14 protein-coding genes and 1 pseudogene are annotated in these 14,400 nt (G+C 67.7%); 8 read left to right on the forward strand and 7 right to left on the reverse strand.

The features are described from left to right. Window positions 1-238 (forward strand): annotated as a pseudogene (locus AB0B45_RS00005) (hypothetical protein); the annotation flags it as partial. A 326-nt stretch (window positions 239-564) separates the two neighbouring features. Next, window positions 565-960: a hypothetical protein gene (locus AB0B45_RS00010; protein WP_358123126.1), complete on the forward strand. Its 396-nt coding sequence runs from the start codon at window positions 565-567 to the stop codon at window positions 958-960. A gap of 294 nt (window positions 961-1,254) precedes the next feature. Here the strand turns inward: AB0B45_RS00010 and AB0B45_RS00015 are convergent, their stop codons facing one another. From AB0B45_RS00015 to AB0B45_RS00035, 5 genes are all read right to left on the reverse strand, one after another. Then, window positions 1,255-2,055 carry a chitosanase gene (locus AB0B45_RS00015; protein ID WP_358123128.1) on the reverse strand — a complete coding sequence of 267 codons (801 nt, stop codon included), beginning with the start codon at window positions 2,053-2,055 and terminating at the stop codon, window positions 1,255-1,257. Between the two features lie 236 nt (window positions 2,056-2,291). Further along, window positions 2,292-3,521, reverse strand: coding sequence for an alpha-L-fucosidase (locus AB0B45_RS00020; protein WP_358123130.1), 1,230 nt, complete (start codon window positions 3,519-3,521; stop codon window positions 2,292-2,294). Window positions 3,522-3,527: 6 nt separating this feature from the next. Beyond that, on the reverse strand, window positions 3,528-4,394 hold the full coding sequence (locus AB0B45_RS00025; protein ID WP_358123132.1) for a carbohydrate ABC transporter permease: 867 nt from the start codon (window positions 4,392-4,394) through the stop codon (window positions 3,528-3,530). Further along, window positions 4,391-5,323, reverse strand: coding sequence for a sugar ABC transporter permease (locus AB0B45_RS00030; protein ID WP_358123134.1), 933 nt, complete (start codon window positions 5,321-5,323; stop codon window positions 4,391-4,393). The genes AB0B45_RS00025 and AB0B45_RS00030 overlap by 4 nt, the downstream gene beginning before the upstream one ends. Beyond that, window positions 5,320-6,606 (reverse strand): extracellular solute-binding protein, encoded by a 1,287-nt coding sequence (locus AB0B45_RS00035; protein ID WP_358123136.1) that lies wholly within the window; start codon window positions 6,604-6,606, stop codon window positions 5,320-5,322. The genes AB0B45_RS00030 and AB0B45_RS00035 overlap by 4 nt, the downstream gene beginning before the upstream one ends. A 209-nt stretch (window positions 6,607-6,815) precedes the next feature. Between AB0B45_RS00035 and AB0B45_RS00040 the strand changes: the two genes are divergently transcribed. The 4 genes from AB0B45_RS00040 (at window position 6,816) to AB0B45_RS00055 (ending at window position 10,831) form a co-directional block, all read left to right on the forward strand. Further along, window positions 6,816-7,808 (forward strand): hydroxyacid dehydrogenase, encoded by a 993-nt coding sequence (locus tag AB0B45_RS00040; RefSeq protein ID WP_358123138.1) that lies wholly within the window; start codon window positions 6,816-6,818, stop codon window positions 7,806-7,808. Window positions 7,809-7,812: 4 nt separating this feature from the next. After that, window positions 7,813-8,625, forward strand: coding sequence for an AraC family transcriptional regulator (locus AB0B45_RS00045; RefSeq protein WP_358123140.1), 813 nt, complete (start codon window positions 7,813-7,815; stop codon window positions 8,623-8,625). A 67-nt stretch (window positions 8,626-8,692) separates the two neighbouring features. Further along, entirely contained in the window at window positions 8,693-10,093 is a 1,401-nt protein-coding gene (locus AB0B45_RS00050) for a polysaccharide lyase 6 family protein (RefSeq protein WP_358123142.1), read from the forward strand. A gap of 246 nt (window positions 10,094-10,339) precedes the next feature. Next, window positions 10,340-10,831: a protein kinase gene (locus tag AB0B45_RS00055; protein ID WP_358123144.1), complete on the forward strand. Its 492-nt coding sequence runs from the start codon at window positions 10,340-10,342 to the stop codon at window positions 10,829-10,831. Window positions 10,832-11,017: 186 nt separating this feature from the next. Here the strand turns inward: AB0B45_RS00055 and AB0B45_RS00060 are convergent, their stop codons facing one another. Beyond that, on the reverse strand, window positions 11,018-11,770 hold the full coding sequence (locus AB0B45_RS00060; RefSeq protein WP_358123146.1) for an ANTAR domain-containing protein: 753 nt from the start codon (window positions 11,768-11,770) through the stop codon (window positions 11,018-11,020). A gap of 697 nt (window positions 11,771-12,467) precedes the next feature. On the opposite strand from AB0B45_RS00060, the gene AB0B45_RS00065 reads away from it, so the two are divergent. Beyond that, on the forward strand, window positions 12,468-12,743 hold the full coding sequence (locus AB0B45_RS00065) for a hypothetical protein (RefSeq protein ID WP_358123148.1): 276 nt from the start codon (window positions 12,468-12,470) through the stop codon (window positions 12,741-12,743). A gap of 177 nt (window positions 12,744-12,920) precedes the next feature. Here the strand turns inward: AB0B45_RS00065 and AB0B45_RS00070 are convergent, their stop codons facing one another. After that, window positions 12,921-13,151, reverse strand: a complete 231-nt coding sequence (locus tag AB0B45_RS00070) for a sigma factor (protein WP_358123150.1) — start codon at window positions 13,149-13,151, stop codon at window positions 12,921-12,923. Between the two features lie 340 nt (window positions 13,152-13,491). Between AB0B45_RS00070 and AB0B45_RS00075 the strand changes: the two genes are divergently transcribed. Beyond that, entirely contained in the window at window positions 13,492-14,376 is an 885-nt protein-coding gene (locus tag AB0B45_RS00075) for a glycosyltransferase (protein WP_358123152.1), read from the forward strand. Window positions 14,377-14,400: the final 24 nt, after the last annotated feature.

Raw genomic sequence — 14,400 nt, forward strand, 5'->3', positions numbered from 1 at the left:
CGTGTGGAACGGCGGTAATGGCACGTGGGTCGTCGCCTGGGATTGCTATCACCAGTTCAACAACCTCAACCAGCTCTGGTACGTCGGACCGAACGACAACCCGACAGGCGCCATCTGGACAGAAGGAGGCCGAGTGCTCGATCCGATGTGGCAGAACATCGGCAGCAACGGCACCCCGATGCAGCTGTGGGACAACTACAACAACACCAGCCAGCAGTGGCGGCTGGACTACTACTAGGACGGACAAACTGCCGTGCAACCTGGCGAAAACGTCCTGCATGACGTCCTCGGCCTGCCCCTGCCCCTGCATCTGTAGTTCGGCGCCGCAGCCGCCGCAGGTCAGCAACCCCGCGAGCTCTCCCGGTCACCGACGAGCAGCACCGCAGGCGTACCAGGGCGAGCCAGTGCTCGCGGTACAGGCCGGCGAGCACCGCCTCGGCGTCGGGCGGCGCGGCAAGGCGCGGGAGGGTCTCACCGTTCATGTCAGGTGAACGCGCGCCGCCGCCGATCTGCTGCATCGGGAGTCTCTATCGCCGAGCCGGGGCAGTGGCTTACGTTCTCGAGATGGCCTACGACATCCTCGAGCTGATCGCGAACCCCGCGCTCGCCCTGACGCCGACCACGACGGTCCACTCCGGTGTCGTCCGGGTGGGCCACAACGCCCGCATCCAGGTGTGGCGATCGAACGAACCGGCCACGGAGTTCGGCTTCTATCCGCCCGACGTGCCGCCGCTGGCCGAGGGTGTGCCGGCGCCGCTGATCTGGGCAGAGGCCCAGGTGATGTGGTTCGTGCCCGGTACGCAGTCGTCCGGGCACTTCCCGATCGGCGTGGAGCGGATCTCCGCCACCTACACGCCCGATCCTCGTGGCGGTCCGGCGCGCTGGCTCCTGGTCAGCGGCGCGGCCCACGCGTCGGCCGGCCTCCGGCTGGCCTACCGGATCACAGTCCAGGGGCAATGAGCGGCCGGGGAGCGCGTCAATGCTCGGTGACCCCATTTATACGACGGCGAGATATTCCGCGACTCGATTATCAGCACGACATATAGGGGAGACATTCCCGCTGACCTGGCGCCGAGAATACGACCACACCCCACCGGAAGCCAGTCCGTCATTGTCCCCGGACCGGATGTCAGTCCCCACCCCCAGCCCCGGGGCTCTGCCGCGAGTCCCAGGGCGTCCGGCTTTCCGGCTCACATCGTCACATCCAGCCCCCTCGAGCGCGGCCAGCACCGCGTCGGCGATCGCCTTCCGTGACTACTTCTTGATCGTGTAGCTGTCGCCGTAGACCTTCCAGGTCAGCGGCGGGTCCAGGTCGAGGTTGCCGTTGCGGAGGAAGACCCGCTGCTCGGTGTCCACCCGGCTGGTGTCCTCGTGCGCCTCCTCGGCCTTCATCGCCTTCTTGCGGGCGTCGAGGAAGGCGTTGAGGTAGGCGACCTCGTCTCCGCCCTGCGCCGGAGGCTTGGCCTTGCGCAGCGCCGACTTCCTGATCCCGCCGAAGCTCAGGCTGTCGTCGCCGGGCCCGTGCATCACGATGGCGTCGTAGTAGATGAACTGCCCCAGCGCCCGAAGTCCGTCCTGCTTGGCCTGCTGGACGGCGGGGTTGAAGTAGACACGGTCGCGCTCGTCGTTCTGCGCCTGCTGGAAGGCCGGGTCCTTGGCGGCGGTCGCCCAGTCCTTGGTGTAGTTCGGGTCGAGGCCCTTGTGCGAGTCCGTGCCGTTGACCTTGCGCAGCGCGGGCAGGTACTTGGCCAGGATGTTTCCGGGCTTGCGCTGGGTGTGGAGCTCGACCAGGTCGAGCATGTCACCGGTGCCCGAGCAGAACCCGATGATCCCGCCGGTATAGCCCCGCTCGTCCTTGATGTCCTCGATGTACTTGTACTGGGCCTTCCAGTCGAGGGAGGAGTTCTCGGCGCTGGACACCAGCTGCATGGCGATGTCCTTCTTGTGCGGGTCGGTGAGATCGACCGCGGTGCGTGCTTGCCCTGTGCCTGTCAGGGCGAGGGCGGGGGCGAGGGCCAGGAGTGAGACGAGGGTGGTGCGTAACCAGTTCCGCACAGTGCCTCCCGAGTATTCATTAGGAAAGATTCCTAACGAACCTTACGCTCAGGAGTAAACGTTTGTGGCTGAAGTTGCGAAAGTTGCGGGCACCACCCCGCTGCAGTGGCTGCTGCGAGCCCGGCGAAACGGTGCGGGGCGGCCGACGTCCGGCTGATCCGCTCCCGAGCCGAAAGGGCGGCGCGACCTGGCTGAACGTGCGCACTGAGGTGGGCGGGCCTGAGTGCCCGCCCACCTCAGGACAGGAAGAGTTCGATGACGGGCACCGGCGTGGCGGGGGGCCGCACCGGCAGTTGAAGGGTGAGGGTGCCGGGCGGCTGCCCGCCCATCCGGGTGTTGTGGGCGGTCTGGCGCGGGTCCGTCGTGACCTGCCTGATCTCCGAGGCGTCGTTGAGCAGTTGGGCGTAGCGGACCTTGCCCGCCAGGCCAGGCAGATGGACGTGGCGCAGCGGCCAGCTGAACAGATGCAGGTAGAGCCGGTCACCGTTCTGGGTGAGGCGGCAGTCGGGCGGGGCGGTGAACTCCGCCGGCCCGCACCCGCGGATCGCGCGCTCGTGCAGGTCCATCCAGGACCCGATCTCCGCCAGCACGGCCGCCGCGTGGGGGTCGATCTCCCCGCGCCCGTTGGGGCCGACGTTGAGCAGCAGGTTGCCGCCCTTGGACACCCCATCGACGAGCATCCTGATCAGCAGGTCAGCGCTCTTGTAGTCGAGGTTGTCCCGGTCGTAACCCCAGCTGCCGTTCAGTGTCTGGCACGCCTCCCAGAGCTCGGCGAGAGGCCCCGACGGCTGGTACTGCTCGGGCGTGACGAAGTCGCCGGGGATGCCCAGCCTGTCGTTCACCAGGATGCCCGGCTGCAACTCGCGCACCATCGCGAGCAGTTCCTTCGAACCCCAGTCCTCGGGGCCCTTACCGCCCCACCACTCGGCGCGCGTGGAGTAGGAGAAGTCGAAGAACAGGTAGTCGATCGTGCCGTAACGGGTGAGCAACTCCCTGACCTGGCCGTGCAGGTAGCGCCGGTATTCGGCGATGTCCCCGGCGGGGACGGACTCGCAGTCGCGCTGCGGATGGGTCCCGTCCACGGGGAAGGCGGGGTGGTGCCAGTCGATCAGCGAGTGGTAGAACCCGACCTTGAGCCCTTCGGCGCGGCAAGCCTCGGCGAAGGGCTCGACCAGGTCGCGCTTGTAGGGGGTGTTCGTCACCTTGTAGTCGGTCAGATCGCTGTCCCACAGGCAGAAGCCGTCGTGGTGCTTGGTCGTCAGCACGACGTAGCGCATGCCCGCGGCCTTGGCGGTCCTGGCCCAGGCGGCAGGGTCGTAACGGTCGGGATCGAAGTGGTCGAAGTACGGCTGGTACTGGTCGTCGGTCATCCGCTCGCGCGTCTTGACCCACTCGTGCCGGGCGGCCAGCGAGTACAGGCCCCAGTGCACGAACATGCCAAAACGATCAGTGGTGAACCAGGTCATGAAGAATCATCCCTTGAGGGCGCCGGACGACAGCCCGTGCACGAAGGAGCGCTGAAAGAACAGAAAGACGATCACCGAGGGCAGCAGCGCGAGCAACGACGCCGCCATCACCACGCCGGGCGTGACGATCGGGTCGATCCGCAGGGTCCGCAGGGCCAAAGGCAGGGTGTAGGTCGAGGAGTCGCTGGCCACCAGCATCGGCAGCAGGTACTGGTCCCAGATCATGGTGAAGCCGAAGACCCCGATGACGCCCAGGGCCGGTCTGCACATCGGCAGGATGATCTGGGCGAAGATCCGGAACTCGCCGGCCCCGTCGATGCGTGCCGCCTCCTCGAGTTCGCGCGGCACGTCCTTCATGAACTCCGTCATGACCAGGATGGAGAACGCCCAGGCGCCCAGCGGCACGATCATGCCGGCCAGGGTGCCGATGAGGTTGATGTGGAGCAGCGGCAGGTCGGACAGGATCAGCGACAGCGGGATCGCCAGGATCTCCTCCGGCAGCATGAGCGTGGCCAGGATGGCGACGAACACCAGCGTCATGAACGGGAACTTCTTGCGCGCCAGCGCGTAGGAGGCCAGCGTCGAGACCACCACCTGCAGCAGCAGTCCGAACCCCACCACGAAGAAGGAGTTCAGCAGGTATTTCAGTACGCCCTGGTCGACGGCGACCGTGAAGTTGTCCAGGGTCGGACTGGAGGGCACGACGCTCAGCTGTGTCGGGTCCGACACGTGGTTGAAGGCGCTGACCAGCAGTGCCAGCAGCGGCCCCGCGAACACCACCAGGACCAGCGCGTAGATCACCAACTTCACCAGCCGCCCTGCGGGTGTCGTGCTCTCCTTGAGGCCGAGGGCGGTCTCGCTGGCGGCGCTCATTCTCTCTCCCTTCGCCTGAGGATGGACACGACCACGGTCAGCAGCAGCGTGGCCAGGAACAGCAGGACCGCTCCTGCCGACGCGACGCCCAGCCGGTTCTGCTCCAGGCCCAGCTTGGTGATCAGGGTCATGACGACCTCTGTGGAACCGTTCGGGCCGCCGTTGGTCAGCAGGAACACCTCGGTGAAGACCCGCAGACCGCGGATCGCGGCCAGGATGAACAGGATGGAGAAGACCGACCTCAGGCCGGGCAGGGTCACGTGCATCAGCCTGCGCGCCCGCGAGGCGCCGTCGACGGTCGCGGCCTCGTACAGGTCCCTGTTCACGCCCGCCAGCCCGGCCAGAAAGATCATCATGTCGTACGGCGCGCCGCGCCAGATGCCGGTCACGATGACCGAGGCCATCGAGGTGTGGGGGTCGTTGATGAACCCGGACGGGCCGAGCCCCACCAGGCCGATGAGGGAGTTCAGCATGCCGTCGCCGGTCGGGTGGTACATGATCCGCCACAGCTCGGCGACGACCGCCATCGGCACGACGACCGGCAGGAAGGCGGCGGAGCGGATGAAGCTCAGCCGGTGGCTCTGTCCCTCCATCAGCAGCGCCAGGATCAGGCCGAGCAGCATCGAACCGGCCGTCTGGCACAGCGCCAGCAGCACGGTGTGCCAGGCGGCCTGCTGGAAGCCGTCAGAGGCGACGACCTTGGCGTAGTTGTCCCCGCCCACCCACTGGTTGCCCAGGAACGGCTGCACGTTCTGGAAGGACATCACCAGGGCGTTGCCCATCGGGACGAACTTGAAGTACAGGAACAGGATGAGCGCGGGCGCCAGGAACAACCACGGCACCCACCAGCGCCCGCCCCGCCCGGAGAACCTGGACGGGGTCGGATCAGGAGAGCCGGTGTCGACCGGCTTCAGCTGCGTGACAGTCACGACGCGGCAACGCCCTGCTCCGCCAGGATCTCGGCGAGCCTGGTGTCGAGCTTCCGCAGCTCCGCCTTCAGATCCAGGCTGCAGTCCGCGACCAGGGCGTTGACGGTCTCCGCCGTGGTCTGCCGCACCGGCGTCCAGTTGGGGATCGACGGGGCGTAGTGGCCGGAGGCCTGGTAGATCTCGGCGAAGGTCTTCCAGCGGGGATCGGGGCGCACCTGGCTGATGTCGACGGACTTGTTGACGGGCAGCTGGACGATGTAGGCGGTGTCGCCCTCCATGCCGACCTTCTGTCCGTCCGCCGAGGTCGCGAAGGCGGCGAAGGCGTCCTGAGCGGCGTTGTTCGGTGAGCCGGCCATCAGGTAGATCGCGCCGCCCTCGGCGAGCACGTCGGCGTTCTTGGCGCCCTTGGGCATGGCCACGACCTCGTACTTGTCCTTGCCGAGCGACTTGTCGTAACGGGGAAGCAGGTAGGGACCGACGACGTACATGCCGGTCTTGCCCGCTTCGAACGTCTCGTTGGTCGGCGGGGTGTCCATGGTGACGGCGCCCGGCTGGATGACCTTGTCCTTGCAGGCGAGGTCGCGGAACCACTGCATGGCCGCGGTGGACTCGGCGGTGGACATCGCCGGCTTGAACCTGCCGCCACCCGCGTCGGCGACGAAGTCCCCGCCGGCGGCCCAGAGGAAGTTGGAGAAGTACCACGACGCGTAGCCGCGCTTGGTCGAAAGCGGCGCCGCCAGCCCGTAGGTGTCGTCCTTGCCGTTGCCGTCGGGGTCCTTCTCGGTGAACGCCTTGGCCATCGCCGTGAGGTCGGCCCAGCTCTGCGGCGCCTGCAGGCCCAGCTTCTCACGCCAGTCCTTGCGGATGAGCAGGGCGGTGGCCTGGGCGGAGTACGGCACGCTGTACTGCTTGCCGTCGATGGCCTTGCCCGAAGCGAGCCCGCGCTCGGTGAGGTCCTTGGCGCTGGCGAGCTTGCCGAGGTCGATCTCCCTGAGCAGACCCTGGCTCTGCATGGTGCCCAGCTGGGTGACGTCGTTCATGACGATGTCGGGCAGGTCCTTCTGGGCGGCCCGCTGCTGCATCTTCGTCTCGAAGTCGTCGAAGATCGCCGTCACCTTGACCTTGTATCCCGTCGCCTTCTCGAACGCGGCCGCCAGCCTGACCGTGCCCTGTTCACCGGGCCCGCCGGGCGTGGTCCTGGTCCAGAGCTCGAGCGGAGCCTTGGCGTCCTGCTCGACGTTCGTTCCCGCTGCGCCTGACGAACATCCGGACAGCACCATCATGGAAGCCAGAATCCATCGCGTTCTGTGTGTGGAAACTGTTCGCATATGTGGACGACTCCCTCTTCTTGGACGGCGTTTTCCGGACGGTAACGGTGCGTGCGTTCACAGGTCAATGCTCCGATGACTAGAAGCTCACTATTGATACCGATCGATTGTGCGACAGGATGTCTGCCCATACATCCGATGAAAATGTGATCAAGGAGTGAGAGATGACCACAGCCTTGCTGGTCATGGAGGAACGCCGCCGGGCGGATGTGTACCCGGAAGAGGTGCTCCGAGGGCTGGGTGACCTGGTCCGATGGCAGCGGCCAGCGCTGACGCGGGAGCAACTGGCGGCCGAGCCCGGCGTGCTGAACGAGGTGGAACTTCTGCTCACGGGGTGGGGGGCGCCGGTCCTCGACGCCGGCCTGCTGCGCCACGCGCCACGGCTGCGCGCGGTGCTGGTGGCCGCGGGCTCCGTGCGCCCGCTGACCACGCCGGAGTTCTGGGCACGACAGATCCCGATCGTCTCCGCCGCGTCGGCCAACGCGATCCCGGTGGCGGAGTTCACGCTGGCCCAGATCCTGCTGGCGCTCAAGCAGTTCCACCGGATCTCCCGCGAGATCAAGGAGCGGGGGCGCTATCCGGACGAGTTGCAGGTCGCCGGGGCGTACGGGTCGAGGGTGGGGTTGCTCGGCCTCGGCGAGATCGGCCGCTTGGTGGCCTCCCACCTGCGCCGCTTCGACCTCGACGTGGTCGCCACCGACCCGGTGGCCGATCCCGCGGTCGCGGCGGGACTCGGTGTGCGCCTGGTTCCGCTCGCCGAACTCTTCGACAGCTGCGAGGTCGTCAGCCTCCACGCACCGCTCGTCGAGCAGACCGAGGGGCTGGTCGACGGCGAGCTCCTGGCCAGGCTCCGCTCCGGGGCGACGCTCATCAACACCGCCAGGGGCGCTGTGGTCGACGAGCCGTCCGTCATCGGAGTCCTGCGGCGGCGACCCGACCTCACCGCGGTGCTCGACGTCACCTGGCCGGAGCCGCCGCCATCGGGATCCCCGCTGTACGGCCTGCCCAACGTGGTGCTGACGCCGCATCTGGCAGGGGCGACGGGCGCCGAACGCGCCCGGATGGGCGAACTGGTTCTGGAGGAGGTCCGCCGCCTGCTCGCGGGAGCGCCGCTCCGCCACGCCGTGGACCCCGACCTGGCGAGCCTGCGGGCGTGACGGCATGGACCCGGCGCTCAGAGAGCATCTCCGGCGGCTGGACCTCGACCTGCTCATGGCAGGGCACGCCGACCCCGTCCCCTCCGACTGGGGGCGGTCGGCACGAAGTGACGGCTACAACCGCTTCTACCTCATCCTCGACGGCGTGGGGTCGATCACTTCTGACGGGGTCGAGTACCAGCCGAGGCCCGGCCAGCTCTACTTCCTCCCGGCCGGGTCCGCCCTGGGCTTCTCCAGCTCGCGGGAGCGTCCGCTGCGCAAGTACTGGGCGCACTTCACGGCCACCGTGGGGGAACACGATCTGGCCACGCTCGTCACGCTGCCCCGCGTCGTGGAGGTGGCCGAGCTGCCTGCCGTACAGGAGATGTTCGTGAGGTTGCTGGCAGCGGGCAGAGGGCCCGCGCAGGCGACCGGACCCCTGCGGCAACGCGCGATCCTCATGGAACTGACCGCCTACCTCGTGGAGCACGCCCCCCTGGGTTCGCTGCGGCCCCTGCGCGAGGGGCCGGGGCGGATTCTTGAATACATCGACGCGCATCTGGACGAAGTGCTCACCGTCGGGCGGCTGGCGGAGGTCTTTCACTACAACCCGACGTACTTCATCGCCTACTTCGCCCAGCTCTTCGGGGTCTCCCCCAACCAGTACATCCGGCAGCTGCGGGTCGAGCGGGTCAAGCAGGCGCTGATCCACTCGGAGCTGCGGATCGAGGAGATCGCCGGGACGGTCGGCTGGGAGGCCTCCTACCTTTCGCGCGTTTTCCGGCAGGTGACGTCGCTGACGCCGACTCAGTACCGGGCCTTGCACCGAGCCTCCTGAGGATCGTCCTAGGAGTGCCCGAGTTTTGGCCATGCCCAACGGAATGCGCTTTCCATACCTTGCCGGTATGAACCGATTAGCAGCTCTTGTCACCGCGGCCGTCCTGCTGCTTCCCGCCGTCCCCGCTTTCGCGGATCGGGAAGTGCTCGTCTCGAACCTGGCCGAGCTGAACCGGGCGCTCGGCGCGGCCGTTTCCGGCGACACCATCGTGATGGCCGACGGCACCTGGCAGGACGCCGTCATCGGCCTCACCGCCCCCGGCCCCCTCACCCTCAGGGCGCAGACCCCCGGCAAGGTCCTGCTCACCGGCAGGTCCTCGCTGTCGCTGAACAGCCCCCACCTGACGGTGAGCGGCCTGACCTTCACCGGCGGCCAGGCTCCCGACGGCACCCAGTCGGTGATCACGTTCAACAGCGACCACGGCAGGGTCACCGACACCGCCGTCGTCGACTTCAACCCCGCCGAGCCGCAGACCGCCTACTACTGGATCTACTTCAAGGGCGGGCACAACCGGCTCGACCACAGCCTGCTGCGGGGCAAGAACCATCAGGAGCCGGTGGTCGGCAACGACAGAGGCCTGGCGGCCAAGTACAACGCGGTAGACCACACCCGGTTCGTCGATGTCCCCAACGTCGGCCGCAACGGCATGGAAGCGCTGCGGATCTGGGGCTACGGGCAGTGGGGTGAGCTCGGTACGCAGGAGGGCGCCTACTTCACCATCGAGCACAACCTCTTCGAGCACGTCGACGGCGACGACGAGATCATCTCGCTGAAGTCCAACCACAACACCGTCCGCTTCAACACGATCAAGCAGTCGAGCGGTGGCCTCGTGCTGCGCTACGGAAACCACAACACGGTGGAGAACAACGTCATCCTGGGTGAGCGCTACCCGGCCAGCGAGGGCATCCGGGTCAGCGGGAACAACCACACCGTGCGCGGCAACTACGTGGCCGGGGTGTCCGGCTACGGGCTCAAGGTCACCAGCGGCGAGCACATGTTCGACGAGAACAACCAGCTCGACTACCTGACGCCCGGCTTCGTGCCGCAGACGAACCCGCTCGCGCCGTACGGCTATCTCTTCCACTACGGCCAGGTGACCGACAGCGAGTTCACCGGCAACGTGTTCGTCGACAACGCCAAGAGCGACATGCACCTCGGCTGGTTCTACAAGAACCACTGGCCCGCCTACCAGATGGTGCTCCTGCCCGAGCGCAACACCTTCACCGGCAACCTCGTCCACAGGCCGAAGGGCGGGGTGGCCGTCATCACCTCCCCGCAGGAGACCGCGCCGCCGCTGGAGAAGTTCACCTTCGAGCCCAACACCTTCCGGGGCAACGTCGTCCACGGCGGCACCGTCGACGTCCACGCCCCCAACAGCTCCAAGGGCATCGTCGTCCTCCCCCGCAGCCGCCAGGCCCCTCCCCCGCCGCCCCAGACCGCCGAGTCCGGCCCCACCTGGTCACGCTGAGCCGCGAATGCCGACTCGCCATCCGGCCACCCAGCGGCCAGGACAAGGAGGAGGACTGACCGCACCCCCGGACGGCACCGGAGCGGCCAGTGGCGGCAGGGCGACGATCGCCGCGTTGCCGCCGAACCGGGGCATGGACCCCTGGGCGGGAGAATGAGACGTCGGTACTCCTGTTGTCCGTACTCCTGTGTACGTGGCCGGAACCTCGGCTCGCGTTGACATCCCGTCGGAGACCCCGTCTGGGCGGTGCAGATCCTCGATGCCCTCTCTGTGACCCACCGGCACGGGGTGGTGCACCGCGACATCAAACCGGCCAACCTCTTCCTGATCAACGACGGGCGGGTGAAGGTCTGTGACTTCGGGATCTCCCGCCTCGCCGACGCCACTAAGATCACCGCTACCGGGTCGTCCGCGGGGACTCCGCTCTACATGGCGCCCGAGCAGATCGAGGGCCATACCGTCGATGAGCGCACCGACCTGTACGCCTTCGGCTGCGCGGTCGTGCTCGCCACGGGCGCGCTGCTGCTGCTGTTTCTGCGGAAGACGGCCGGACGCTGGCTGATCGCAGCAGGTGGCGCCGGGATGACTCTGCAAGCGGTGATCGCCATCGTGTCGTACAGCGATGTGATCTCGCATATCGCGCTGGGCTTCCTCACCCTGACTGTCGTCGCGGCGGCAGCCGCCATGCTCGTGGCCGTGCTCCCGTCCACCGGCCGCTGGTGCCTTCGCCGAAGCTAGACCGCCGTCCGCTGCACACGGGTCATAGTTCGCTCGCGCGCGGAAGAACAGGGGCCTCGGACTGGACCTGGGATGCCTGTCACTTGCCCCAGCGGCGTCATCCCTCGCTCGGGCTGGGGTGATGCTACGCATGTAGGACGAGGCCGCCGGGCGGACAGGAGCGCCGACCCCGCCTGCACTCGGCGTTTAAGGTTCGCTATCCACCTCGATGCTGGCCACCGCGGTCGCCAACCCAGCCAGCGCCATGCGTGGGTTGGCCTGGATCTCGGGAAAGCGCTCCAGGGCGCGAATCTCCAGCTGGGAGAGATTGCGCGTCACCAGTGCGGGCCCGTTCACCGTCGGGTGCTTGATCAGCAGGATCGATCCGACCCGCAGGCACGCCTCCGGCACATCGGCCAGGCTGGCGACCAGCGTGGAGACAGCTTCGGCCAGCTTGCCGTCCACCTCCGCCTGCCGGACGTCCAGAGTGATCAGCTCCAGGGCCCGCTCCGCCTTGACCAGGCGCTGCACGACGTCGCGGTTCTGGATCCCTCGCCCTAACGCCGCTTTGGCCCGCCGCCAGATCGAGCCGCGCTCGATCTGGGTCACTTGGGGCGGGTCGTAGCCGAGTTCCTCCGCGAGCCGGTCGAGCGCCGCGAACACGCGGGCGGCGACCTCCTCATCGTTGGTGTCCAGATACGCCTCGACCTCCAGAGTCGCCGGCACGGACCACTCACCAACGATCAGCGGCAGGCCGCCAGCTCCTTCCACCACGTCCCCGGCAAGGACGACCGCAGCCACCGCGGCCGTGTCGAACCTCAATTCGGCCGCCCGGTCCTGGATCCATCGCAGAGCCTGGGACTCCGACAGTCCAAACCGGCCCATGAGATAGCCCTGAGCACGCTGGGCTCCGGCCCCTTCTTCGGTGGCCTGCCGCTCGGCGTAGCGTGCCAGGCCCATCTCGATTGCAGGGCGCAGGTCGGCCCTGTCGAACGGCTTGACCCACCGGCCTTATCACCGCCATCCCCGCCAACCTGGACGCCCTGTGCGGGGTTCTCGGGTACCTGGAGGAGTAGCGGTTCCTGTTCGAGGTGCGCGGGCGGCGATGTGGTCGTCCGGTCATGCCAGCAATAGCGCGGCAGGTTGCGTACCGCGCTGGCGGTCAGCTTGAGCGTCTATAGGAGCGCCCACCGGTCCGACGGGATGATGGGCACGAGCGGCTCCTGCTCCCACCCGGCGACGGGCGGGTTGGCGTCGCCGCCGGTGATGGCGCATGAGTGCCCAGCCTTCGAGGTGGCGTTGTAGATGGTGACGTATTCGCCGTTCAGGAGGTGTTGGAGCGTCGGTCGGTGCCGGGCGAGTCGTGGTGGACCTTCGTGATCTGCACCGCCGGCGCCGCGTGGGCCGGCAGCGAAGGAGCGAGTACGGCCGAAGCGGGGAGGGCGGCACTGGTCAGGGGGGTCGAACCGTCGAGATCCTTGCGTGTCAGGGATGGGAACGCTCCATGAGACGGCGGGGGGGGTGGCGCCTGGCTGGCGGCGAATCAGGCTTCTGCTACTGGTCTGATCTTTGCCTCTTGGAGTGATAGGGCAGGTGTTGTCCGGGCTTGGGGTGGTCCTAGGATCGGGCGCGAAACACCGCGCCACCTGGGGGGATCATGGCCGAGCTGGACCTGCCGACTGATGTGATCGAAGCGCGGAGGGCGTACGACGCCGCTGATGCCCGGGTGCAAGAGCTCGCCGACGCGCTGCCGTCGTCGGTCGAGGTAGTCGAGGGGCGGGCGACGTGGAACGAGCAGGCGATGGCCGACCTGTTGGAGGCGCGGGCCGAGCGGCTACGCCTGCTGGGTGTGCTCCGCGACATGCCGTGGTGGGGGACTGTCCCGTCCAAGCTGGAGGCGGAGAAGCAGCTGCGGATTGCAGCACGCGCTTGAGGCGCCGGGTAAGGGCAGGCGACCGCGGCGCGGACCATTTCGGACGGTTTTTACGATTTCGGCATGTCGTCGATGCGCGGCCCCCATGGCGCGGCCAGCTCTTCCCGGAGACCCTGTTCCTCGTCGGGAGGGAAGACTTCGTGGTGAACCCGCTCCGGCGGCTCTCCGGTGAGGTGTTCACGCCTGTGCCGCCGCCAGACGCTGATGTGCAACCGTGCCATCGTGGTCCGGGCGTAGCTGTGCGGGCTGTCCTTGCGTCTCGCCCTCGGCCAGGCGCCGCAGCCGTACCAGAGCTTCCTGGACCAGGTCGGCGGCGTCATGAGGGTTTCCGGTCAGGACGTATCCGTAGCGGAGCAGCGCGTCCGCCTGCTCGGCCACGAGTTCGTCGAAGCCGGGTTCGTCATCCACTTGTCGTGCCTTCGGTCGTCATGTCCCAGACGGCCGAAGGCACGAAGGTGTTGCATCGCTCGGCGAAATGTTTTCTCGTGATCTTCGGATGCCTCGGATGGAAGGGGCGTCGTTTCGACCTTCTCCTCAGCCCGCACGCTGTATCTCGCGGCAGGCGACGAGTGGCCTCACATCCGCAAGGCGCTCCTGCACCTCCTGAACTCCTGATGATCCCGGAAGATCCCGCCGCTGCGGCGCTAGGGTGAGCCGGTCAATGCGAGAAGAACATCGCATGACAAGATCACCTCGCCACTCCCCTCAACGGGTGGCACCGCTCCGCTCCACCCGTCAGGGGGACATGATGACCAGCCCGAAGGCCACTGTCGACGTGGTGGTCCTCACCATGAACGATCGGCCGGCGGCGTTCCAGGAGGCGATGGCTTCCCTCCTCGTCCAGCAGGACGTCGAATTGCGGGTGGTCATCGTGGGCAATGGGGTCGAGCCCGACCATGTGCCCGCCGGCGTGCGCACCGCCGTCCTGCTCGTCAACGAGGGCATCCCCCAGGGACGCAACGTCGGCGCCGCCGCCCTGGCGGGGCCGGACAGCGGCGAGTTCATCTTCTTCTTCGACAACGACGCCATCCTGCCCGCCCCCGACACCCTCGCCCGGCTCGTCGACGAAGCCCGCCGCCACCCCGAAGCCGCCTACATCCAACCCCGCATCGCCGATCCCGACACCGGCCTCACCATGCGCCGCTGGGTCCCTCGCCTGCGAGCCGGAGAGGCCACCCGGCCCGGCACCGTCACTGTCATGGCCGAAGGCGTGGTCCTCATCCGCCGGGCCGACTACGAGCAGGCCGGCGGCTGGCCCGGCCACTTCTTCCTCTTTCACGAAGGCATCGACTTGAGCTGGAGGCTTTGGGACCTCGGACACACCGGCTGGTACGCGCCCGGCATCGTCATCCACCACCCCGCCACCGATCCCGCCCGGCACGCCGACTTCTACCGCCTCGTCGCCCGCAACCGCGTCTGGCTGGCCTACCGCCGCCTGCCCGCTGCCCTGATCCCGATCTACCTGGCGACCTGGGCGGTGCTCAGCATCGTCCGGATCCGGTCCCGCGACAACCTCGCCGTCTGGTTGTTCGGACTCCGGGAAGGCATCAAGGGTGGACACGGGCAGCGCCGGCCGATGTCCTGGGCCACCGTACTGCGGCTGGCCCGCGCCGGCCGCCCTCCCATCGTTTGAACGCATCCTCCGACGTCTGACGTT

Origin of the sequence: Nonomuraea sp. NPDC049152 (assembly GCF_040648355.1) — a bacterium.
In the GTDB taxonomy this organism is placed as follows: domain Bacteria; phylum Actinomycetota; class Actinomycetes; order Streptosporangiales; family Streptosporangiaceae; genus Nonomuraea.

What these genes read in the sequence shown, in the direction of transcription:
- AB0B45_RS00035 (WP_358123136.1), bottom strand. Translation starts at nt 6,606, where the DNA reads ATGATGGTGCTGTCCGGATGTTCGTCAGGCGCAGCGGGAACGAACGTC.
- AB0B45_RS00050 (WP_358123142.1), top strand. Translation starts at nt 8,693, where the DNA reads ATGAACCGATTAGCAGCTCTTGTCACCGCGGCCGTCCTGCTGCTTCCC.
- AB0B45_RS00075 (WP_358123152.1), top strand. Translation starts at nt 13,492, where the DNA reads ATGACCAGCCCGAAGGCCACTGTCGACGTGGTGGTCCTCACCATGAAC.
- AB0B45_RS00040 (WP_358123138.1), top strand. Translation starts at nt 6,816, where the DNA reads ATGACCACAGCCTTGCTGGTCATGGAGGAACGCCGCCGGGCGGATGTG.
- AB0B45_RS00060 (WP_358123146.1), bottom strand. Translation starts at nt 11,770, where the DNA reads ATGGGCCTGGCACGCTACGCCGAGCGGCAGGCCACCGAAGAAGGGGCC.
- AB0B45_RS00065 (WP_358123148.1), top strand. Translation starts at nt 12,468, where the DNA reads ATGGCCGAGCTGGACCTGCCGACTGATGTGATCGAAGCGCGGAGGGCG.
- AB0B45_RS00020 (WP_358123130.1), bottom strand. Translation starts at nt 3,521, where the DNA reads ATGACCTGGTTCACCACTGATCGTTTTGGCATGTTCGTGCACTGGGGC.
- AB0B45_RS00010 (WP_358123126.1), top strand. Translation starts at nt 565, where the DNA reads ATGGCCTACGACATCCTCGAGCTGATCGCGAACCCCGCGCTCGCCCTG.
- AB0B45_RS00025 (WP_358123132.1), bottom strand. Translation starts at nt 4,394, where the DNA reads ATGAGCGCCGCCAGCGAGACCGCCCTCGGCCTCAAGGAGAGCACGACA.
- AB0B45_RS00045 (WP_358123140.1), top strand. Translation starts at nt 7,813, where the DNA reads ATGGACCCGGCGCTCAGAGAGCATCTCCGGCGGCTGGACCTCGACCTG.